Source organism: Colwellia sp. NW0002-52-1, from assembly GCF_057550865.1.
This window is the reverse complement of the sequence record NZ_BAAJLU010000003.1, coordinates 56,523-78,143: the sequence shown is the minus strand read 5'-3', so window position 1 is coordinate 78,143 and position 21,621 is coordinate 56,523. Positions and strand designations below refer to the sequence as shown.

Here is a 21,621-nt window from a genome sequence, read left to right as displayed (position 1 = left end):
ATTTGCTTTTCTAGTAAAGCTATAGTTCAGATGACATAAAAGCGCCAATCAATGGTTAATTGATTGGCGCTTCTATGTCTTTTAAAACGACAAAACTCAGTAAAAACAATTAAAGTGTTTTAATTATTTACTCAGTTTAAAGTTTATTTATTAGCTCTGCGGTCTGTAACGGCTTGATCTAACTCAGCAAGTAAGGTTTCTGTATCTTGCCAGCCTATACAAGCATCGGTAATACTTTGTCCATAAGTACCTTTTTCACCTTCCGCTAAATCTTGGCGGCCTTCCACTAAATGACTTTCTACCATAACACCAAAAATGTCATCATTACCGCTACGCATTTGAGCACAGACATCTTTACACACCAGCATTTGGTTTTCGAATTTCTTACTGCTATTGGCATGACTAAAATCAATCATTATATTGGTATTTAAACCTGATTTTTCTAGCTGCTGAGTAACTGATTTAACACTCTCTGCATCAAAATTAGTTTTTCGGCCGCCACGTAAAATGATATGACAATCTTCATTACCTGTAGTTTCAACTATCGCTGAATGACCATACTTAGTCACTGAAAGAAAATGATGCGGAGCACTTGCAGCACCAATAGCGTCAATAGCAACTTTAATCGTGCCATCAGTACCATTTTTAAAACCTACTGGGCATGATAAGCCTGAAGCGAGTTCACGATGAACTTGGCTCTCGGTTGTACGCGCACCTATAGCGCCCCAACACATAAAGTCGGCCATGTACTGCGGAGTGATCATATCTAAGAATTCACCTGCGGTAGGTAAACCCAAATTATTTAAATCAAGTAACAATTTACGGCCAATGCGCAAACCATCATTTAGTTTAAAACTATTATCCATGTAAGGGTCGTTAATAAGCCCTTTCCATCCAACGGTTGTTCTGGGCTTTTCAAAATAAACACGCATGACAATTTCTAACGAGTTTTTATATTTTTCGCGAAGCTTTACTAAACGTTCGCCATACTCCAAAGCCGCTTTTGGATCATGTATCGAACATGGACCAATAACGACAAGTAAACGATCATCTTTGTTATTAAAAATGTTACTGATGGCTTGTCTACCAGTAAAAACCGACTTGGTTGCCTGCTCTGAAGAAGGGTATCGCTCAAGTAATGCGATAGGAGGTAAAAGTTCTTTAATATTATTAATACGAACGTCGTCGGTTTGCTCAAACATATTGCTTCTCTTTATACTAAAATTTTGTTTATTATTTACGTCTAGACACCTAGATGATTATTCCAAATTTAACTTATCAGTGTTCTTACACTAATAGCAACCTAAAATACGAAAAAAGCGGTATAATAAAAATATTCGACTTTAGCGGATAATAATTAGCTTTATTTTATTAGATGCTTGTCGTATTTTTTATCAAACAAATATATAGGTTGCACAGTATTATGAACCACTCTCACCTGCCGTTAATTGATTTACATCGTCATTTAGACGGAAACATTCGCCCTAAAACCATATGGGCATTAGCACAACAGCACAACATAGCTTTACCTGAAAATAACTTCGAAGCATTCATTCCTCATGTACAAGTTCAAGGTAGTGAAAGCGATTTATTAGCTTTTCTAAGTAAACTTGATTGGGGTGTCGCTGTACTCAAAACTTTAGATGACTGTAAGCGTATTGCCTATGAAAACGTCGAAGATGCATACAACGCCGGTATTAATTATGCCGAATTACGTTTCTCACCTTATTATATGGCAATGAATAATAATTTAGTTATTGCTGATGTTGTTGCGGCTGTAATAGACGGTGTTAATGCAGCTTGCAAAGTATATGATGTTAAAATTAACCTCATTGGTATTTTAAGTCGTACTTTTGGTGTTGATAAATGCCAAGCAGAGTTAGATGGCCTTCTCGCTCATAAACAACATTTGGTTGCGATTGATTTAGCGGGAGATGAGTATAATTTTCCTGGTGAAATGTTTGTTGAACACTTCAAACAAGTCAATAAAGCACAATTACAAGCCACCATACATGCGGGTGAAGCAGCCGGGCCAGAGAGTATATGGCAAGCCATTAACCAATTAAACGCTAAACGCATTGGTCATGGTGTTGCTTGTTATCAAGATGAAAAGCTGATGGATTATATGCTCGAGCATAATATTGCTATAGAGTCATGCCTTACTTCTAATTTTCAAACCGGTACGATTAAAGACTTAAGCCAACATCCAATTAAAGAATTTTTAGCACGTGGACTTTTGGTATGTCTAAATACCGATGATCCGGGTGTGCAAGGCTTTGAACTTAAAAACGAATTTAAAATAGCACGTGAGACTTTAGGCTTTTCAGATAAAGATATACAACAACTACAAGAAAACGCCTTAAAGGCAAGTTTTTTATCAGATAGCGACAAAGCGCTTTTAAAACAAAAAGCAGCAAATAAACAGTAATCCGTGTTGTTGAAATTGTTAATGATAGGTTAAAATAACTGATTAACAATCAACTAGGAGAACACGTGTTCGAAGTTATAATTGCGATAATCACAGGTATATTTGTTGGATTGGTTTTTTCATTTTTGAAATTACCTATACCCGCTCCGCCGGTTTTGTCTGGCATTGCTGGTATTTTCGGCATTTATTTAGGTGGTATCGGTTATCACTGGATCACTGAACGCTTTTTCAGTTAGAATCCTACTTTAAACATTTAAAAGACATATCAGTAAAACATCCTTGATAGCAGCTGAATTACAAATTACCAGCAAAGGCTAGAAACTTACTGTGATTGAACACCACTAACAAAGGTTAACACTCATGGCAACAGCACATATTGAAGCAAACAATGGCGATTTCGCAAAAACGGTACTTATGCCGGGCGATCCACTTCGCGCAAAATATATAGCAGACAACTTTCTTGACGACGTAAAATGCGTAACACGCGTACGTAACATGTTTGGTTACACAGGTACCTATAAAGGTAAGCCTGTTTCTGTGATGGGCTCAGGAATGGGCATTCCGTCAATCTCAATCTACGCAACAGAATTGTACAAAGACTACGGCGTTGAAAGTATTATCCGTATAGGCTCTTGTGGCGCCGTACGTGATGATATAAAAGTACGTGATATAATTGTAGGTATGGCTGCAAGTACCGACTCAAATGTAAATCGCTCACGCATGAATGGTTGTGATTTCGCAGTTACAGCTGATTTCAATTTACTACATAACGTTGTAAAAACGGCTGAAAAAACTGGTAAAAAAATCCGTGTAGGTAACATATTTACTTCTGATTTATTTTACACTCCTCAACCTGAAATGTTTGCATTAATGGAAAAATATGGCATTTTAGCCGTTGAAATGGAAGCGGCCGGATTATACGGTGTTGCTGCAGAATACGGTAAAAAAGCATTAACAGTATTAACTGTAAGTGACCATATTAAAACCGGTGAACAAACTACAGCAGACGAACGTGAAACTACGTTTAAAGGTATGATGGAATTAACATTAGATAGCCTGCTTTAACTTGATAGCTAATTTTAATAGTAGAAAGCCAGTCGAATGACTGGCTTTTTTAATTTTGATAGCTTCACTTCACACAACTTCACTTAAGATTGACTGAGCCTATACAAATCTATTTATTAAAGTAACATTGATTAATTCAAGTCATTAAATTTATATGGTCTTTTGTTCACGCTTAGGTCATGAAAAAGCATCGAAGCGCTTTATCACCCTACCATAAGAAAGTTGAGAAGCTATCAGTATTACAACTTAATTCTTCCTTTATTGAGTTGTAAAGTATGCTCCCCTACGCCTTTTACATTCAGTAAATCATCAACAGAATTAAACTGGCCATTTGACTCACGGTACGCGACGATAGCTTTTGCTCGTTTTTCACCTACACCTTTCAATAAGGCTAAAGTTTCAATATCTGCAAGGTTAATATCTACCACTTGTATTTCTGTAACGGCAGCAACGTCTGGAACGTCATTAAAACCTGCTGCTTGTAGTGGCATTGACAGTACTGTAAATAAAACGATAAGAGCGTAATAGATGTGACTTTTCATGTAACTTTCCTTCTAAATAGAGTTAATTTCCTTATAAGTGAACCATTATAGATAATAATTCACTTCATTAGGTTTAGAAGTCTTGTTTAGATTTGTCAAATAGAAGTCAAATTAATTGACTTTTTTGTTAGCTTTAGCTTATTGATTGGTTAATTTCTTGTAAAACGCTATGTGGGTTTTCAGATTTGGTGATCGGGCGACCAATAACAAGATAATCAACGCCAACATCTAACGCTTGACGAGGAGTCATAATACGTTTTTGATCGTCAGCATTGCTGCCCTCAGGACGTATACCTGGTGTTACAAGTTTAAAGTCTTTCCCTAGTAAGCTTTTTAATGTTTCTGCTTCCATTGCAGAGCAAACCACACCATCTAAACCAGCCTTTTTAGTTAATGTGGCTAAGTGTTGTACATGTTCAGCTGGAGATTTAGTGATACCAATACCAGCCAGATCTTCTTCTCCCATACTGGTAAGCACTGTAACAGCGATTAATAAAGGTGCTTTGTCACCATAAGGTATTAGCGCCTCTTTCGCCTTTACCATCATTTTAAGACCACCTGACGCATGAACATTGACCATCCAAACACCTAATTCAGCAGTAGCAGCGACAGCTTTAGCCACTGTATTGGGAATATCATGAAATTTTAGATCAAGAAAAACATCAAAACCACGATCGACAAGTACTTTAACAAAGTCTGGGCCAAAATGTGTGAACATTTCTTTACCTACTTTTAAACGACAGTCGCTCGGTTGAATTTTATCTACAAAAGATAATGCCTTTTCTTTGTTATCAAAATCTAAGGCTACGACAACTTTTGCATCTCTCATGCAACTCTCCTCAATAATAAATATTTTAATAATACAACGAACTTTGCGCTAAAAAGCCTGTATAAGCAGGCTTTATATAATTTACAAAACAGCCACGTAGTTTACTTATTCGCCATCTAACCCACGAATAGGTTTTAATTGTTCCCAATCATGACACGAAGGACATGACCAATAATGCGTACTTGAATTAAAACCACAAGTTCTACAACTATAGCGATGTTTAACATTTAAATAGGCGGTAACTAACTCACGAATAACTTCAAGGTTATCAGCTGTATTTTCAGATTGATTACCATCCATTTGCATTTTAACAAAGTGCTTGAAGCCACGAATAGTTGGTCTACGTTTCAAGGCTGTTAGAATAAAGGTTTTTGCGTGACTACCACCTTTAGCTTGCTCAATGTGTGATAAATACATGATCAGCGCACTAGTACTGCCAGTTTCTTCGTAAACTTTTCGAATAAATTTAAAAAATTCTTTTTCAGCATTAAGTGCCTGATAACAGAGAAACATTTTCTCAATCACATCAGGAAAAAATTCTTTGTCTTGCTCATAAATGGCTTTATAGCATTGGCATGCTTCATTGTATTGTTGGTGATTTTCATATATTTGTGCCATCAACCAATTTGCACGAGAAGAATTAGGATCATGACTCAAGGCATTATCTAGAAGTTCTATAACTTCAATAAACTCGTCTTTCTCAAGAGCGGAGGTTGCAAGTTCACAATAAAAGTTTGCTAAGGTATGTAAAAGTTTAGTGTCACGGGTTTTCGCAATCGCCTTTTTGAGCGCAATACCCTGCTTCCAATCTTTAGTCGATTGGTAAATCTGCATTAATGAGGTTAATGACTTTAAACCGTATATTTTTGACTTTAATAATTTGTGGAACATGTCTTCAGCGCGATCGTAAAGACCAGCACTGAGAAAATCTTTTGCAAGCTCAAATACAGCTTGTTGTTTGGCACTGTTAGGTAAGTGTTTCTGGCGTACTAAATGCTCATGTACTTTCAGCGCTCTATCAAGCTCTCCACGACGCCTGAATAAATTTGCCATAGCAAAATGTGCTTCTACAGTATCATCTTCAACTTTTAAAGCTTCAAGAAGGTAATCAATAGCTTTATCTTGTTGATTTGAAAATAAATAATTTAAACCTGTAGAATATTTAATAGAAAGCTCTTGCTGTGCGGAATGATTGTTTTGTTTGACGCTATTGCGCCCCATAAACCAACCATAGCCCATAGCAACAGGTAGTAATAAGAATAATAACCCTAGCATATTAAGACTTCTTTCCTGTTAACGCTTGCTCTTTCTTAGCCGGTTTTACCATGCTAAGAAGTTTCCAAAACAATACAAACAGTAAGCCTAATAAGAAGCCGATTGCAGTAAATAATCCTACAGCACTCGCCACAGAAATTTGCGTTTGTGCAATCAAATAATTCAAAGTAAACATTTGATCATTTTGACTACCAAAAATAAAAGCGATAGCAAGTAAAATTAGAAAAAGTATAACGGTAATATAAAGTCGCATAACAGTTCGTCCAAAACAACACAAAAAAAAGGCATGCTGATAGCATGCCGTTTATTCATTAATTCTGCAATTACGCTATTGAAAGATTAACTCTTTCACGCAATTCTTTACCAGGTTTAAAGTGCGGAACATATTTACCGTCAAGCTCTACTGACTCGCCAGTTTTTGGGTTCCGTCCCACGCGAGGAGCACGATAATGCAACGAAAAACTGCCAAAACCTCTAATTTCAATACGCTCACCTTTTGATAAAGTGTGCGCCATCATTTCAAGAATTTCTTTAATAGCTTCTTCAACATCTTTCGCAGCTAAATGATTTAATTTATCTGCTAATCTTTCAATGAGTTCTGATTTGGTCATTTGACCTCCAGTGTTCACTATAGCTTCGCGCCATCGGGGTTAAACATTAAGAAGAACTGCTTAAATGCAGTTCTTCACTTGGTATAGCTAGGAATTAAAGCTTAGCGTTTTTAAACGCTTCTGCCATTGCACTAAGACCAGAATCTTCTTCTGGAGCTTGGTTCAATGTATCCATTGCTTCACGCTCGTCTGCTTGATCTTTAGCTTTGATTGATAAGCTGATTGTGCGGTTCTTACGATCAACACCAACAAACTTAGTTTCAACGCTGTCATCAACAGATAATTCAGTAGTCGCATCTTCGATACGCTCACGTGAAATATCAGCAACACGTAAGTAACCTTCAACACCTTCGGCTAATTCAATTTTAGCGCCTTTAGCATCTACTTCAATTACCTTACCTGTAACAATAGCACCTTTTTTGTTATCTGCAAGGTATTGATTAAACGGATCATCTTCAGTTTGTTTAACACCTAAAGAAATACGCTCACGCTCAGGGTCAACTTGAAGTACTACAGCTGAGATTTCATCACCTTTCTTGTATTCACGAACAGCTTCTTCACCGCCAGCCCATGAAATGTCAGATAAGTGAACTAAACCGTCAATACCGCCGTCAAGACCAATGAAGATACCAAAGTCAGTGATTGACTTGATCTTACCTGATACTTTATCACCTTTGTTGAAGTTCTTAGCAAACTCTTCCCAAGGGTTCGGGATACATTGCTTAAGACCAAGAGAAATACGACGACGTTCTTCGTCAATTTCTAATACCATAACTTCAACTGTGTCACCTAAGTTAACAACTTTAGATGGGTGAATGTTTTTGTTAGTCCAATCCATTTCAGAAACGTGAACTAAACCTTCAACGCCTTCTTGGATCTCAACGAAACAACCGTAATCAGTTAAGTTAGTTACGCGACCTGTAAGCTTAGCACCTTCAGGGTAACGTTTAGCGATAGCAACCCATGGATCTTCGCCTAACTGCTTCATACCTAAAGAAACACGAGTACGTTCACGATCGAATTTCAATACTTTAACTTGGATTTCATCACCAACATTTACGATTTCACTTGGGTGCTTAACACGTTTCCAAGCCATATCTGTGATGTGAAGTAGGCCGTCAATGCCGCCTAAGTCTACGAATGCACCGTAGTCAGTAAGGTTCTTAACGATACCTTTAACTTCAATGCCTTCAGCAAGAGAAGCAAGAAGCTCATCACGTTCAACACTGCTTTCTGATTCGATAACAGCACGACGTGAAACAACAACGTTATTACGCTTTTGATCAAGCTTAATAACTTTAAATTCTAAGTCTTTACCTTCAAGGTGAGTAGTGTCACGAATTGGACGAACATCTACTAATGAACCCGGTAAGAAAGCGCGAATGTTGCTAACTTCAACCGTGAAACCACCTTTAACTTTACCGTTGATAACACCGATAATAGTTTCTTTTTCTTCGTATGCTTTTTCAAGCACTTGCCATGCTTCGTGACGTTTTGCGTCATCACGAGAAAGAATAGTTTCACCGAAACCATCATCTGTAGCTTTAAGCGATACATCAACTTCATCACCAACAGATACTTCAACTTCGCCTGTAAGGCTTTTGAATTGATCGATTGAGATAACAGATTCAGATTTTAAGCCAGCGTCAACTAAAACGTTGTCTTTAGTGATAGCAACTACAGTCCCTTTAATGATTGAACCAGGGCGTGTTTCGATTGTTTTTAAACTTTCTTCAAAAAGTTGTGCAAAATTTTCAGTCATAACTTGTATATAAACTCAGTTATTAATCCAGTCAACGTCATTGTTTCATGGGGTAATTAAATAATTGCCCAGTGCATCCGTACAGTAGGCATAAGGTTAATTTTCAGCTTACATTAATTTTTCATTACTAAATGAAAGGATTTTACCAACCACTTCTTCAATAGAAAGTTCAGTAGAATCAATAATTAATGCACCTTCTGCAGGGACAAGCGGCGCAACCTTGCGGTTTTGATCTCGCTCATCTCTTAGACGTATGTCATCCAAAAGGCGCCCGATTTTAACATCAAAGCCCTTGCCTTTCAACTGATTAAATCTTCTTTGTGCTCTTTCTTCTGCACTGGCTGTTAAAAAAACTTTAACGGGTGCATCAGCAAATACAACGGTGCCCATGTCACGACCATCGGCAACTAAGCCTGGTGTAACTTTAAAAGCACGTTGGCGTCTTAGTAATGCTTCTCTAACACGAGGAAATGCCGCTACTTTAGAGGCCAATGCGCCAATTTCTTCGGTACGTATGGCATTTGAAACATCTTCGCCCTCTAAAATAACACTACCTTCACCGGCAGTAGATATTTGAAACTGCACATCAAGATGCGCAGCAACGGGTAATAAAGATGCTTCATCTTCAACACTAATATTGTGGTGTTGGGCTGCAACCGCTAATACGCGATAAATTGCGCCACTATCTAATAAGTGCCAACCTAACTGTTCGGCAACAATACGGGCAACTGTTCCTTTACCGGCACCACTGGGTCCATCTATAGTGATGACTGGAATGCTTTCCTGCATTTATTTATCTCCTAAAGTCGAAAATCGGCGGCATTATACGGGATTTACAATTCAAAATCGCGTAATAAATTATTCTGTAACACTTTTTTAAGATGAAACGGTCGATAACTTATCGAAATAATCAGGAAATGTTTTAGCCGTACATTTAGGATCATTAATTGTTACAGGCGTATCACTTAAGGCCACAAGTGAAAAACACATAGCAACTCGATGATCATTGTAAGTATCAATATCAGCATGCTTTAAAGCAGTTGGTGGTGTGATAGAAATAAAGTCTTCGCCTTCTACTACTTCAGCACCCACCTTTCTTAGTTCGGTTGCCATGGCGCTTAAACGATCAGTCTCTTTCACTCGCCAATTATAGATATTTCGAATAGTTGTTGTGCCGGTGGCAAAAAGAGCTGTGGTAGCTATAGTCATGGCCGCATCAGGAATATGGTTCATGTCCATATCTACAGCCGTAAGCGGCTTGCCAATCACAGTAATAGATTCATCATTCCAAATAACTTCTGCGCCCATTTTTTCCAGCACATCAGCGAAGTGTTTATCACCTTGAACACTTAATTTACCCACGCCATGTACGGTAATTTCGCCACCTTTTATAGCACCTGCAGCTAAAAAATATGATGCAGATGATGCATCACCTTCTACCATGTATTTATCCACAGCTTGGTAAGATTGTTTACCTTTTACTGTAAATGATTGATATTCATTATTTTGTACCGTGACGCCAAACCTCGCCATAATATCGAGCGTAATATCAATATAAGGTTTTGAGACTAACTCACCTTCTATAACAATGTTTGTATCGGTGTTAAGTAAAGGCGCTACCATCAAAATCGCTGTTAGAAATTGGCTTGAAATAGAGCCATCAATACTAACAGTATTGCCAGATAGCGCTTTACCATTAATTCTTACCGGCGGGTAATCTTTATTTTCCATGTATTCGATATCAGCATTAAGCTGCGCTAATGCATCCACTAAGTGACCAATAGGTCTTTCCTTCATTCTTGGTTCACCCGTTAATACAAACTCACCTTGGCTTGCAGCAAGTGCGGCACATAACGGTCGCATTGCAGTACCTGCATTACCAAGATATAGCTCTAACGATTCACTTGTCTTAAAAAAGCCATTATTGCCAATAACTGTACACTCAGTACCACAATCACTTAAGGTATATTGAATACCTAAAGTTTTTAAGGCGCCTAACATGTAATTAATATCGTCACTCACTAACAAATTAGTGATTTTTGTTTCACCCTTAGCAAGCGCTGCTATTAATAAAGCACGATTCGATAGGCTCTTTGAGCCAGGTAAAAACACTTCACCATTTATTTTATTAATTGGTTGTAGAGTTAGTTGCTCCATATTATTTAGCCTCTGCTGCAAATTTTTTCATAAAATTAATTAACGCTTCTACACCTTCAATTGGCATTGCGTTGTATATACTGGCTCGCATTCCGCCAACCATACGATGACCTTTTAATGCTGTTAATCCTTCAGCCTCAGCTTGTTTTACAAAATCTGCTGATAAACTGTCGTCAGTTAACCAAAATGGTACATTCATCAAGCTTCTATTCTCTGAAACTATTGAATTTGTATAAAAGCCACTTTGATCAATATACTGATATAAAAGCTGTGCTTTTTGTTGATTAATATCAGCAATAGCGCTAACGCCACCCTTTCCTTCTAACCATTCAAAAACCAAACCGGCTAAATACCATGCATAAGTAGGTGGCGTGTTATACATAGAGCCATTTTCTGCTAAAACCTGATAATTCATTATCGAAGGGGTATCTATATGTGCATTACCCAGTAAATCTTCTCTAACAATAACGATAGTTAAACCTGATGGGCCGATATTTTTTTGAGCACCGGCATAAATCAAACCAAATTTACTGACATCAAATTCACGAGACAAAATAGTAGAAGACATATCGGCAATCAATGGGATCTCTCCGGTATCAGGAATATCAAAGATTTCGATTCCATCTACAGTCTCATTTGGGCAGTAATGAACATAAGCTGCATTAGCGCTTAATGCCCAATCATTACTAGGTTTTACACGTTGTTCACCATTAACATTATCGATAGCATTGATAACGTTAATATTGCCATAATGACCTGCCTCTTCTGCTGCGGCTTTAGACCAAGCACCTGTGACTATGTAGTCAGCATTTTTAGTCTCACCTAAAAGGTTTAATGCTACTGCTGAAAATTGGCCGCGACCACCGCCGTGACAAAACAATACTTTATAATTATCGGGAACTGCCATTAAAGATCGTAAGTTGGCTTCAGCATTTTCGGCTACGGCAATAAACTCTTTGCTACGATGACTCAATTCCATTACTGAGCTGCCTGTATCGGCAAAATTTAAAAATTCACTTTGCGCCTTTTTCATCACATCAACAGGTAACATTGCAGGACCTGCGCAAAAATTGTAAACACTAGACATCTAAAACTTCACCTTTAGTTAATTTAATTTATCACCCGATATTGATATAAAATGGTTTAACACTCTCTAAAATAGTTAACGCCATCATTCAAACATTATGTCTTTATTGAAAACAGTTAGTTGAATACCAAATTGATTAATGAAGAGTTCTATTCTTTCACAAGTGATTTGGATAATTACAGGGTATATAACCTAGTTAGGAGTATATATTCTATAACCGTGTAGTTATTCATTTTTACCGTTAAATATGATCTGCTAATTTATCCAGGTAGTTTAACTGTTTCATTTGATTTTTAAGGACTCTAGCATACCTATTTAATCGTTATCATCAATTCAAAAATCAACTTTGATATAACTTTTATCTCAAATTTTGCTCATAAAAAAAGGCGGTATAAACCGCCCTTCTTAATTTAATAACGGTTACTCTGCAGTATCGTCATCATTGAGTTCAGAATTTTCACCTTCACTCTCATCAGATTCAGGTGTTTCAACTTTGTCACCTGCTTCTGCTTGAGTTGATGTAGGTTCACCATTCTCATCTACTTCAAAGGTCTCAACTTCTTCAATTTCATCGATACGTTGTAAGGCAACTACATGCTCGCCTTCAATGGTACGGATAATACGAACACCTTGAGTATTACGACCAATAACGCTTACTTCGCCTACACGAGTACGTACTAATGTACCGTTGTCGGTGATTAACATTATTTCATCTTGTTCTTCAACTTGTACTGCGCCAACTACAGGGCCGTTACGCTCACTCACTTTAATTGAAACAACACCTTTAGTCGCTCGACTTTTCGCAGGGTATTCTTCTAAAGCAGTACGCTTACCAAAACCATTTTCAGTAATGGTTAATATCGGACCATCATTTTTCGGAACAATTAAAGATACAACTTTTTGATCGCCCTCTAACTTAATACCACGAACACCAGTACCGGTACGGCCAATAGGTTTTAACGCCCATAATTGCTCGCCAGTTTCAGGATCAACTTTTATCTCACCCGTTTCACTGTCACGTTTCTTCTCGTTAAAACGTACAACTTTACCAGCATCTGAGAACAACATAATGTCGTTATCGCCATCGGTAATATCAACACCAATTAAGGTATCGTCATCACGAAGGTTTAACGCAATAATGCCGTTAGCTCGTTGGTTTTTATATGCCGTTAATGCTGTTTTCTTAACCGTACCAGAAGCAGTCGCCATAATAATGAACTTGTCTTCTTCGTATTCACGTACCGGTAAAATTGCCGTAATACGTTCACCATCTTCAAGTGGTAAAATATTAACAATTGGACGTCCGCGAGCGGTTCTGCTTGCTAGAGGCAATTGGAACACTTTTAACCAGTAAAGCTTACCGCGATCTGAGAAACATAAAATAGTATCGTGGGTATTAGCGATTAATAAACGTTCGATGAAATCTTCTTCTTTCATCTTAGTTGCCGCTTTACCTTTACCACCACGTCGTTGTGCTTGGTAATCACTTAATATTTGATATTTAACATAACCTTCATGAGAAAGCGTAACAACTACGTCTTCTTCTGTGATCAAATCTTCCATCGATAAATCGTGTGAAGCATTGGTAATTTCAGTACGACGTTCATCACCAAATTCATCACGAATGGCTTCAAGTTCTTCGCGAATAACTTCCATCAAGCGAGAAGGCGTTGCTAAAATATGGAGTAATTCTGCAATAACTTCTAATAATGCTTTATATTCACTTAAGATTTTTTCGTGTTCTAGACCCGTTAACTTATGTAAACGTAAATCTAGAATGGCTTGTGCTTGTGGAGGCGTTAAGAAATATTGACCATCACGAATACCAAATTCATCTTCAACCCATTCAGGACGAGCAGCGTCATCACCAGCAGCAGCTAGCATGTCAGACACAAGACCTAAGTCCCAACCTTGTGCTAACAATTGTTCTTTTGCTTCACTTGGGGTTGGTGAGTTTTTAATTAAGGCAATGATAGGGTCAATATTTGAAAGCGCAATCGACAAACCTTCAAGTAAATGTGCACGTTCACGAGCTTTACGTAATTCAAATATAGTTCTACGTGTTACAACTTCACGACGATGTAAAATAAAGGCATCTAGCATTTCTCGTAGGTTGAATAACTTAGGCTGACCATTGGTCAACGCTACCATATTCAGACCAAACGACACTTGCATTTGAGTAAGCTTATATAAGTTATTTAAAATAACTTCACCTACTTCGCCACGTTTTACTTCGATAACCATACGCATACCGTCTTTATCAGACTCATCACGTAAGGCAGAAATACCTTCTAAACGTTTCTCTTTTACCAAGTCAGCCATTTTTTCAATTAAGCGGGCTTTGTTAACTTGATAAGGTAATTCATGAACAACAATCGTTTCTTTACCCGACTTCTCGTCGACTTCGATATCTGCACGAGCACGAATTTTGATTTTACCACGACCGGTCAAGTAAGCTTCTTGAATACCCGCGCGACCACTGATAATACCCGCGGTTGGAAAGTCTGGTCCTGGGATAAACTCTAATAGCTCTTCAAAGCTAATATCGCTGTTATCTATAACCGCTAAACAACCATTGATAACTTCAGTTAAGTTATGTGGTGGAATGTTAGTAGCCATACCTACGGCGATACCTGAAGTACCATTAACTAGTAAGTTAGGAATTCGAGTAGGCATAACGGCTGGGATCATTTCCGTGCCATCATAGTTGGCAACGTAATCAACCGTTTCTTTATCCAAGTCGGCTAAAATAGAGTGGGCAATTTTCGCCATTCTAATTTCGGTATAACGCATTGCCGCTGCTGAATCACCATCAACAGAACCAAAGTTACCTTGGCCATCTACTAACATGTAACGCAATGAAAATGGTTGCGCCATACGAACAATTGTATCGTATACAGCTGTATCACCATGCGGGTGATACTTACCAATTACATCACCAACAACACGTGCTGATTTTTTGTACGGCTTGTTAAAGTCGTTCCCTAATACGTTCATCGCAAAAAGTACGCGACGATGCACTGGTTTTAATCCATCACGCACATCTGGTAGTGCACGACCTACGATAACGCTCATTGCGTAATCTAAATAGGAGCTTTTTAGCTCATCCTCAATATTGACAGGAGCAATATTATTCGCCAAATCGGTCATAAATTGATGGTATCCCTTAACGTAAATCTAATTCAGAAAATTTCGAAATTATTATTTTTAATTAACACGGCATACTAGCATAAATATTTGTCATGCCATACCGCTTTATTTTGCTTAATTCTGCCGTTAAAAAACTAAAGTTTCAAGTAAATGTAAGATATAAAGCGTTAAGCCAGTACCAATATGATTTAAAAGGTATTTGTTGATTGATTTTTATACCAAATGTAATAAGTTATTGACCAATTTTAAGCGAGGATAAATTGTTCAATAATATGGCGTTTGATTGAGTAATAGGGGGTTATTGGGATTGAAAACAACGCAGTTATTGGCGATTTAAACCACCTGATAATGCTCGATTATTTATTTCAATTGGTATTACATGCTGATCTGTTTAAAGTTGCCGATTGTACGCATTTCAATCACATGTCGATTTAAACAGCAATTTTGCCATCGCCTAACCTATAATGTCAGCATTTAAGGGTTACACTTAAGTGGAACAAAAATCTTAGGGCTATTTAATACAGATAAAAGCTTTATTTAAAGTGAATAGGCTTTGCCACTAGGCTTGACGTAATTATTGGTTTAGAATCTCAAATATTAGTAGACCAACAATGATAAATATTTATGTCTAACACGTTTAATGTTAATCCTGATGAAATTGCCAAGTTTGAACAAGTTGCCAGTCAATGGTGGGAACTAGACGGTGATTTTAAACCTTTACATCAAATCAACCCGTTACGCCGACAATTTATTTGTCAGCATGTTGGCGATATATTTTCTAAAAAAATAATTGATGTTGGCTGTGGCGGCGGTATTTTAGCCGAGAGCCTAGCGCAGCTTGGCGCTGACGTAACAGGTATTGATATGGGACAAGAGCCGCTGAACGTTGCTAAACTACACGCATTAGAAACGGGTGTTAGTGTTGATTACCAAAAAATAACCGCTGAAGAAAAAGCGCAGCAACAACCAGAATATTATGATGTAGTCACCTGCATGGAAATGCTTGAACATGTTCCCGACCCAGCTTCTATTATACAAGCCTGTGCACAAATGGTTAAACCTGGTGGCTTTGTTTTTTTCTCTACATTAAATAAATCTTTAAAAGCTTATTTGCTCGCAATCGTTGCTGCTGAGAAAATTTTAAAGTTAGTCCCTAATGGCACACATGATCATAAAAGCTTTATCCGCCCTTCTACTTTAATCGGTTGGGCTGAATCGTTTGATTTAAAATGTATAGACGCTGCAGGCATTCATTACAACCCATTAACTGAAAACCATAAATTAACCTCATCACTAGATGTTAATTATATTTTGTGTTGCCAGCGTCTTTAATTTTTATAAGACACGCAATCATCGCGTTGTTTAATGTTTATATTAAACGTTTAAAAACAACGCGCCTTCCCTTTTAAACTTACCTTTAACTTAGAGCTGCATTATGCCTTCAACTAACAATAAAAAACAAAACTTAGCAAGCGTACTATTTGATCTTGATGGCACCTTATTAGATACCGCTGATGATTTAGGCGCAGCTTTAAATTTTGTTTTAGCACAACACAATAAACCGCAAGTGGCGGCAAAAGATTATCGACCTGTTGCCTCAGATGGCGCCTTAGGCTTATTATCTCTTGGTTTTGGCGATGCTATTAAAGAGTTTGATTATGAAACATTGCGTAAACAGTTTTTAGATTATTACCAAGAAAACATCGCCGTACATACTTGTCTTTATCCTGGTGTAGCTGAATTACTGCTGCATTTAGAGACTAATAAAATACCTTGGGGTATTGTAACCAACAAACCTGAGGGCTTAACTAAAGCGTTACTTCCTCACTATGCTGAATTTAAACAATGTGCGGTTATGGTAGCTGGTGATACATTACCACTGCGTAAGCCTGATCCAGCTCCTATTTTATATGCTTGTGAACAAATAGGAGTCGATCATAAGCAATGTTTTTATGTCGGCGATGCACTTCGAGATATTCAAGCAGGTAATAGTGCAGAAATGACAACATTTGTTGCTAAATGGGGCTACATTCTTAGTAATGAAAATTGTGCTTCATGGCAAGGTGATCACATAATAGCAAACCCAATTGATTTAATATCCTTTATTAATGTATAAACCCGTTGTTAATTAACACAGCTTAACGCTATTTCTAATACAGAAAAGAAATAGCGTTTTAATATTTCTTTTAGCTTAATTTAAAGCTATTAATACCGATTTTTGACATCCACTATTTTGCGTCTCTTTTTAATTTTTTAAAATATAAGGTAGCTATATTATAAGATAACGCTAACCTAAACACTTAGTCACTGGCTTGACGATAAAGCTCGCGTTATTAGTTTTATCCCATCTAAACAATCAAATGTTTTTTCCTTATGTATTAAAGGTAATCTTAAAGCGTTGATAAAACAATCACTCGTCAATTTGTCTGTTCAATAACTAAACTAAAAACATAAGATACTGTTAAATAAGGATATTGTTTTTTATATTACCTTTAGTCATATAAAACGCAAAAATTAACTTAAAATAATTTAGTCGTTAAAAATAATTTAAAATAACCGTTGCGTTTTACAAAAACCAAAATTAAAAAGCACTACTAAGTTAGTTGTCACTAACAGATCTTTTACTCTAAAAAAATCAACTAAAAAACGATCTTTTTTATCGCTTGCATTGTCATGCAAACCTCACTATCTTGTGATTAGATTTTTAAAAACCCCAAGATATAGTGCATTTTTCATTCAGAGACACTATGAGTGACATACGATTTATCTCGTATAAAAGGCAACTTGAGGTAATTAACATTTTAATCACCTATTGTGGGTAATTAAAACAACAAATAGATTTACAGGTCATTCATGAATAACAACCTTTTTGTTACAAAACGCAACGGCTCTAAAGAGCCAATCGACTTAGAAAAAATCCATAAAGTTATTGCTTGGGCTGCTAACGGCTTAGACAATGTTTCGGTATCTCAAGTTGAACTTAAATCACATATTCAGTTTTACGATGGTATTAAAACTGCTGATATTCATGAGACCATTATTAAATCAGCTGCTGATTTAATTTCAGAAGAAACACCTGACTACCAATATCTATCTGCTCGCTTAGCGATATTTCATTTGCGTAAAAAAGCTTACGGCCAGTTTGAACCACCAGCCCTATACCCACATGTTGTAAAACTAGTTGAAGCTGGAAAATATGATGAGCATTTATTAACTGATTACACGCCTGAAGAGTTCGAGCAACTAGAAAGTTTTATGGATCACGCACGTGATTTAGATTTTAGTTACGCGGCTGTAAAACAGTTAGAAGGTAAATATCTTGTACAAAACCGTGTAACTGGTGAAATTTATGAAAGCGCGCAATTCCTTTACATACTAGTGGCAGCCTGCTTATTTGCAAAATACCCTAAAGAAACACGTTTAGATTACGTTAAAGGTTTTTACAACGCTATTTCAACTTTTAAACTTTCATTACCTACACCTATTATGGCCGGTGTACGTACACCAACACGCCAATTTTCATCTTGTGTGCTAATTGAATGTGGCGATAGCTTAGATTCAATTAATGCAACGTCTAGCTCTATCGTTAAATATGTTTCTCAACGAGCAGGCATAGGTATCAACGCTGGTCGTATTCGAGCATTGGGCAGTACCATTAGAAACGGTGAAGCTTTTCATACTGGTTGTATTCCTTTTTACAAGCTCTTTCAAACAGCCGTTAAAAGCTGTTCGCAAGGTGGTGTTCGTGGCGGCGCAGCTACCCTATTCTACCCATTGTGGCATTTAGAAGTTGAAAGTTTATTAGTACTTAAAAATAACCGTGGTGTTGAAGAAAACCGCGTTCGCCATCTTGATTACGGCGTGCAGTTTAATAAGCTTATGTACCAACGTTTAATTAAAGGTCAATCAATTACCTTATTTAGCCCTAGCGATGTACCGGGTTTATACGACGCTTTCTTTGAAGATCAAGAAAAGTTTGAAGAGCTTTACGTTAAGTACGAAGCTGATGACTCAATTCGTAAGAAATGCATAAAAGCGATTGAATTATTCACGCTATTTGCTCAAGAGCGTGCAAGTACAGGTCGAATTTATTTACAAAACGTCGACCACTGTAATACACACTCGCCTTTTGATCCTACTGTTGCGCCTATTCGTCAAAGCAACTTATGTTTAGAAATTGCCTTACCAACTAAGCCAATGGAAGATGTAAACGATCCAAATGGTGAAATTGCCCTATGTACTTTATCTGCTTTCAACTTAGGCGCGATTGAAAACTTAGACGAACTAGATGGTTTAGCCGATTTGGCCGTACGTGCTTTAGATAGCTTGTTAGATTATCAAGACTATCCTGTACCTGCAGCACACACAGCGACTATGGGGCGACGTACTCTTGGTATAGGTGTTATTAACTACGCTTACTACTTAGCAAAAAATGGTGTTTTCTATTCAAACGGGAGTGCGAACAACTTAACGCATCGAACATTTGAAGCCATTCAATTTTACTTATTAAAAGCATCTAACGCGTTAGCAATTGAACAAGGCGCTTGTCCTAAGTTTAATGAAACGCGTTTATCACAAGGTATTTTACCTATCGATACTTACAAAAAAGAAATCGATAACATTACCGGTGAACCTTTGCATTTAGATTGGGAATCATTGCGTGCAAGCATTAAAAAGCATGGTGTTAGAAACTCAACAGTCTCAGCATTAATGCCATCAGAAACATCATCTCAAATTTCTAATGCCACTAACGGTATTGAGCCACCACGCGGTTTAATCAGTATTAAAGCAAGTAAAGATGGCGTTTTAAAACAAGTTGTTCCTGAGTATCAACGATTAAAAGACAACTACGAGTTACTTTGGAATATTCCAAATAACGAAGGCTACTTGCAATTAGTTGGCATAATGCAGAAGTTTATTGACCAAACTATATCTGCTAACACTAACTACGATCCTGCGCGATTTGAAGGCGGTAAAGTACCCATTAAACAAGTTTTAAAAGACATGTTAACTGCCTATAAACTCGGTGTTAAAACTATGTATTACCATAACACTCGCGATGGCGCTGACGACAATCAAATTGAAGTTGAAGACGATTGTGCCGGCGGTGCTTGCAAGATATAGCGTCTACAAGAGGAAAACAGCAAGTTTTCCTCTTTTTTTACCAGCCAATTTGTAAAAAATTAAACATAATAACAACTAGATTAACCAACACTTAGTAATGAAATACTGCCCTATGAGCGTACTATTTCAAGGAGAAATAAATGTCGTACACTACGTTTAACCAAACAGCTAACAATGCTTTGTTAGAGCCAATGTTTTTGGGGAACAGTGTTAATGTTGCACGATACGATCAACAACGCTATATGGCGTTTGAAAAACTGATTGAAAAGCAGTTATCCTTCTTTTGGCGTCCAGAAGAAATTGATGTATCTAAAGACCGTGCCGATTGGCAGAGTTTAACTGAGTCTGAAAAACACATTTTTATTTCTAATTTAAAATATCAAACCTTATTAGATTCTATGGCAGCGCGCTCGGTAAATGCTGTTTTACTACCACTTGTATCTCTGCCAGAAGTAGAAACTTGGGTAGAAACTTGGGCATTTAGTGAAACCATTCACTCTCGTTCATACACGCATATTTTACGTAATTTGTTTACAGACCCTAGTGAAGTATTCGATGACATTATGGTTAATCCGGCAATTTTAAAGCGTGCTTCAAGTATCGCCCAATATTTTGATGCCGTAATTATCACTACACAGTTGTTGCAGTCGCAAGGCCCTGGTAGTTATGAAGTAGACGGCAACACTATTGAAGTTAGCGAACGTAAATTAAAAGAACGTCTTTTCTTAGCAATTTGTTCGGTTAATGCGTTAGAAGCGATTCGTTTTTATGTTAGCTTTGCCTGTTCATTCGCCTTCGCTGAACGTGAGTTATTAGAAGGTAATGCAAAAATTATTAAACTGATTGCTCGTGATGAAGCCTTGCACTTAACCGGTACTCAACACATGTTAAATAACTGGATGTCAGGCAGAGACGATCCAGAAATGCAAGAAATTGCCACTACGTTACGTGAAGAAGGCAAACAAATATTCATGGACGTGGTAGATCAAGAAAAAGAATGGGCTGATTACCTATTCAAAGATGGCTCAATGATCGGTCTTAACGCTGCAATTTTAAAACAATATATTGAATACATCAGTAATCAGCGTTTGGCTGCTATTGGTTTCGATGCTCCATACGACGTGAAGAGTAACCCATTGCCTTGGATGAATTCATACTTGGTTAGTGATAACGTGCAAGTTGCCCCTCAAGAAACTGAAATTTCTAGCTACCTAGTAGGACAAGTTGACTCGTCTGTATCTAGCGACGATTTTGACGACTTCGATTTATAGTATTTATGTCATTTAGTATAACCATCGAGGAACAAGAAATAACGTTCCTCGATGAAGATAAAAATATATTGAACACACTAGAAAGAAAAAATATAGAATCACATTTTCATTGCCGAGATGGTTTTTGTGGTGCATGTCGCTGTACCTTAAAAAAAGGGTCGGTTGAGTACCATGAATACCCACTCGCTTTTATCGGCGACAATGAAATTCTCACCTGCTGCTCCTACCCTACTTCTGATATTGAATTGGTTATTGAATAATTCACATTAACCCATGCTCAATTAACATCATTTAACAAGTCTTACCCAGCTAAACATTAT

The 21,621-nt window shown here is 37.3% G+C and carries 19 protein-coding genes; 8 read left to right on the top strand and 11 right to left on the bottom strand.

From position 1 onward, the window contains the following. Positions 1 to 143 precede the first annotated feature (143 nt). Complete coding sequence (gene aroG, locus AC27H3_RS04565; RefSeq protein WP_085303672.1) at positions 144 to 1,202, bottom strand: 3-deoxy-7-phosphoheptulonate synthase AroG; 1,059 nt, start codon at positions 1,200 to 1,202, stop codon at positions 144 to 146. A 221-nt stretch (positions 1,203 to 1,423) separates the two neighbouring features. Between aroG and add the strand changes: the two genes are divergently transcribed. From add to deoD, 3 genes are all read left to right on the top strand, one after another. Continuing rightward, a complete protein-coding gene (gene add / locus AC27H3_RS04560) occupies positions 1,424 to 2,428 on the top strand; it encodes an adenosine deaminase (protein ID WP_487104095.1) in 1,005 nt (334 codons plus the stop codon). A gap of 65 nt (positions 2,429 to 2,493) precedes the next feature. After that, complete coding sequence (locus AC27H3_RS04555; RefSeq protein WP_487104093.1) at positions 2,494 to 2,664, top strand: XapX domain-containing protein; 171 nt, start codon at positions 2,494 to 2,496, stop codon at positions 2,662 to 2,664. 124 nt (positions 2,665 to 2,788) lie between these two features. Continuing rightward, complete coding sequence (deoD, locus tag AC27H3_RS04550; protein ID WP_487104091.1) at positions 2,789 to 3,493, top strand: purine-nucleoside phosphorylase; 705 nt, start codon at positions 2,789 to 2,791, stop codon at positions 3,491 to 3,493. A 239-nt stretch (positions 3,494 to 3,732) separates the two neighbouring features. Here deoD and AC27H3_RS04545 read toward each other — a convergent pair whose 3' ends face one another. The 10 genes from AC27H3_RS04545 to gyrA form a co-directional block, all read right to left on the bottom strand. Then, positions 3,733 to 4,035: a ComEA family DNA-binding protein gene (locus AC27H3_RS04545; protein ID WP_085303682.1), complete on the bottom strand. Its 303-nt coding sequence runs from the start codon at positions 4,033 to 4,035 to the stop codon at positions 3,733 to 3,735. Between the two features lie 133 nt (positions 4,036 to 4,168). Next, a complete protein-coding gene (gene pyrF / locus AC27H3_RS04540; RefSeq protein WP_487104089.1) occupies positions 4,169 to 4,864 on the bottom strand; it encodes an orotidine-5'-phosphate decarboxylase in 696 nt (231 codons plus the stop codon). Between the two features lie 105 nt (positions 4,865 to 4,969). Continuing rightward, positions 4,970 to 6,139: a lipopolysaccharide assembly protein LapB gene (gene lapB, locus AC27H3_RS04535; RefSeq protein WP_085303686.1), complete on the bottom strand. Its 1,170-nt coding sequence runs from the start codon at positions 6,137 to 6,139 to the stop codon at positions 4,970 to 4,972. 1 nt (position 6,140) lies between these two features. Beyond that, complete coding sequence (locus AC27H3_RS04530) at positions 6,141 to 6,392, bottom strand: lipopolysaccharide assembly protein LapA domain-containing protein (RefSeq protein WP_085303688.1); 252 nt, start codon at positions 6,390 to 6,392, stop codon at positions 6,141 to 6,143. 70 nt (positions 6,393 to 6,462) lie between these two features. Continuing rightward, positions 6,463 to 6,768 (bottom strand): integration host factor subunit beta, encoded by a 306-nt coding sequence (ihfB, locus tag AC27H3_RS04525; RefSeq protein ID WP_158088476.1) that lies wholly within the window; start codon positions 6,766 to 6,768, stop codon positions 6,463 to 6,465. A 76-nt stretch (positions 6,769 to 6,844) separates the two neighbouring features. Beyond that, on the bottom strand, positions 6,845 to 8,512 hold the full coding sequence (gene rpsA / locus AC27H3_RS04520; protein ID WP_085303692.1) for a 30S ribosomal protein S1: 1,668 nt from the start codon (positions 8,510 to 8,512) through the stop codon (positions 6,845 to 6,847). Positions 8,513 to 8,620: 108 nt separating this feature from the next. Further along, positions 8,621 to 9,301 carry a (d)CMP kinase gene (cmk, locus tag AC27H3_RS04515; RefSeq protein WP_487104087.1) on the bottom strand — a complete coding sequence of 227 codons (681 nt, stop codon included), beginning with the start codon at positions 9,299 to 9,301 and terminating at the stop codon, positions 8,621 to 8,623. An 87-nt stretch (positions 9,302 to 9,388) separates the two neighbouring features. Beyond that, positions 9,389 to 10,669: a 3-phosphoshikimate 1-carboxyvinyltransferase gene (gene aroA / locus AC27H3_RS04510; RefSeq protein ID WP_487104085.1), complete on the bottom strand. Its 1,281-nt coding sequence runs from the start codon at positions 10,667 to 10,669 to the stop codon at positions 9,389 to 9,391. 1 nt (position 10,670) lies between these two features. Continuing rightward, on the bottom strand, positions 10,671 to 11,756 hold the full coding sequence (gene serC, locus AC27H3_RS04505; protein WP_487104083.1) for a 3-phosphoserine/phosphohydroxythreonine transaminase: 1,086 nt from the start codon (positions 11,754 to 11,756) through the stop codon (positions 10,671 to 10,673). Between the two features lie 420 nt (positions 11,757 to 12,176). Beyond that, positions 12,177 to 14,906 carry a DNA topoisomerase (ATP-hydrolyzing) subunit A gene (gene gyrA, locus AC27H3_RS04500; RefSeq protein ID WP_487104081.1) on the bottom strand — a complete coding sequence of 910 codons (2,730 nt, stop codon included), beginning with the start codon at positions 14,904 to 14,906 and terminating at the stop codon, positions 12,177 to 12,179. A 624-nt stretch (positions 14,907 to 15,530) separates the two neighbouring features. Here gyrA and ubiG point away from each other — a divergent pair. The 5 genes from ubiG (at position 15,531) to yfaE (ending at position 21,561) form a co-directional block, all read left to right on the top strand. Further along, positions 15,531 to 16,238 carry a bifunctional 2-polyprenyl-6-hydroxyphenol methylase/3-demethylubiquinol 3-O-methyltransferase UbiG gene (ubiG, locus tag AC27H3_RS04495; RefSeq protein ID WP_487104079.1) on the top strand — a complete coding sequence of 236 codons (708 nt, stop codon included), beginning with the start codon at positions 15,531 to 15,533 and terminating at the stop codon, positions 16,236 to 16,238. Positions 16,239 to 16,341: 103 nt separating this feature from the next. Continuing rightward, entirely contained in the window at positions 16,342 to 17,022 is a 681-nt protein-coding gene (locus tag AC27H3_RS04490; protein WP_487104077.1) for an HAD family hydrolase, read from the top strand. Positions 17,023 to 17,759: 737 nt separating this feature from the next. Continuing rightward, entirely contained in the window at positions 17,760 to 20,030 is a 2,271-nt protein-coding gene (gene nrdA, locus AC27H3_RS04485; protein WP_487104076.1) for a class 1a ribonucleoside-diphosphate reductase subunit alpha, read from the top strand. A 140-nt stretch (positions 20,031 to 20,170) separates the two neighbouring features. Then, positions 20,171 to 21,301, top strand: a complete 1,131-nt coding sequence (gene nrdB, locus AC27H3_RS04480; RefSeq protein ID WP_085303709.1) for a class Ia ribonucleoside-diphosphate reductase subunit beta — start codon at positions 20,171 to 20,173, stop codon at positions 21,299 to 21,301. Positions 21,302 to 21,306: 5 nt separating this feature from the next. Beyond that, on the top strand, positions 21,307 to 21,561 hold the full coding sequence (yfaE, locus tag AC27H3_RS04475; RefSeq protein ID WP_487104074.1) for a class I ribonucleotide reductase maintenance protein YfaE: 255 nt from the start codon (positions 21,307 to 21,309) through the stop codon (positions 21,559 to 21,561). The last annotated feature ends 60 nt before the right edge of the window (positions 21,562 to 21,621 follow it).

Coding starts and splice junctions, on each gene's coding strand:
- aroG (WP_085303672.1), bottom strand. CDS start 1,202: ATGTTTGAGCAAACCGACGACGTTCGTATTAATAATATTAAAGAACTT.
- add (WP_487104095.1), top strand. CDS start 1,424: ATGAACCACTCTCACCTGCCGTTAATTGATTTACATCGTCATTTAGAC.
- deoD (WP_487104091.1), top strand. CDS start 2,789: ATGGCAACAGCACATATTGAAGCAAACAATGGCGATTTCGCAAAAACG.
- AC27H3_RS04545 (WP_085303682.1), bottom strand. CDS start 4,035: ATGAAAAGTCACATCTATTACGCTCTTATCGTTTTATTTACAGTACTG.
- pyrF (WP_487104089.1), bottom strand. CDS start 4,864: ATGAGAGATGCAAAAGTTGTCGTAGCCTTAGATTTTGATAACAAAGAA.
- lapB (WP_085303686.1), bottom strand. CDS start 6,139: ATGCTAGGGTTATTATTCTTATTACTACCTGTTGCTATGGGCTATGGT.
- AC27H3_RS04530 (WP_085303688.1), bottom strand. CDS start 6,392: ATGCGACTTTATATTACCGTTATACTTTTTCTAATTTTACTTGCTATC.
- rpsA (WP_085303692.1), bottom strand. CDS start 8,512: ATGACTGAAAATTTTGCACAACTTTTTGAAGAAAGTTTAAAAACAATC.
- cmk (WP_487104087.1), bottom strand. CDS start 9,301: ATGCAGGAAAGCATTCCAGTCATCACTATAGATGGACCCAGTGGTGCC.
- aroA (WP_487104085.1), bottom strand. CDS start 10,669: ATGGAGCAACTAACTCTACAACCAATTAATAAAATAAATGGTGAAGTG.
- serC (WP_487104083.1), bottom strand. CDS start 11,756: ATGTCTAGTGTTTACAATTTTTGCGCAGGTCCTGCAATGTTACCTGTT.
- gyrA (WP_487104081.1), bottom strand. CDS start 14,906: ATGACCGATTTGGCGAATAATATTGCTCCTGTCAATATTGAGGATGAG.
- ubiG (WP_487104079.1), top strand. CDS start 15,531: ATGTCTAACACGTTTAATGTTAATCCTGATGAAATTGCCAAGTTTGAA.
- AC27H3_RS04490 (WP_487104077.1), top strand. CDS start 16,342: ATGCCTTCAACTAACAATAAAAAACAAAACTTAGCAAGCGTACTATTT.
- nrdA (WP_487104076.1), top strand. CDS start 17,760: ATGAATAACAACCTTTTTGTTACAAAACGCAACGGCTCTAAAGAGCCA.
- nrdB (WP_085303709.1), top strand. CDS start 20,171: ATGTCGTACACTACGTTTAACCAAACAGCTAACAATGCTTTGTTAGAG.
- yfaE (WP_487104074.1), top strand. CDS start 21,307: ATGTCATTTAGTATAACCATCGAGGAACAAGAAATAACGTTCCTCGAT.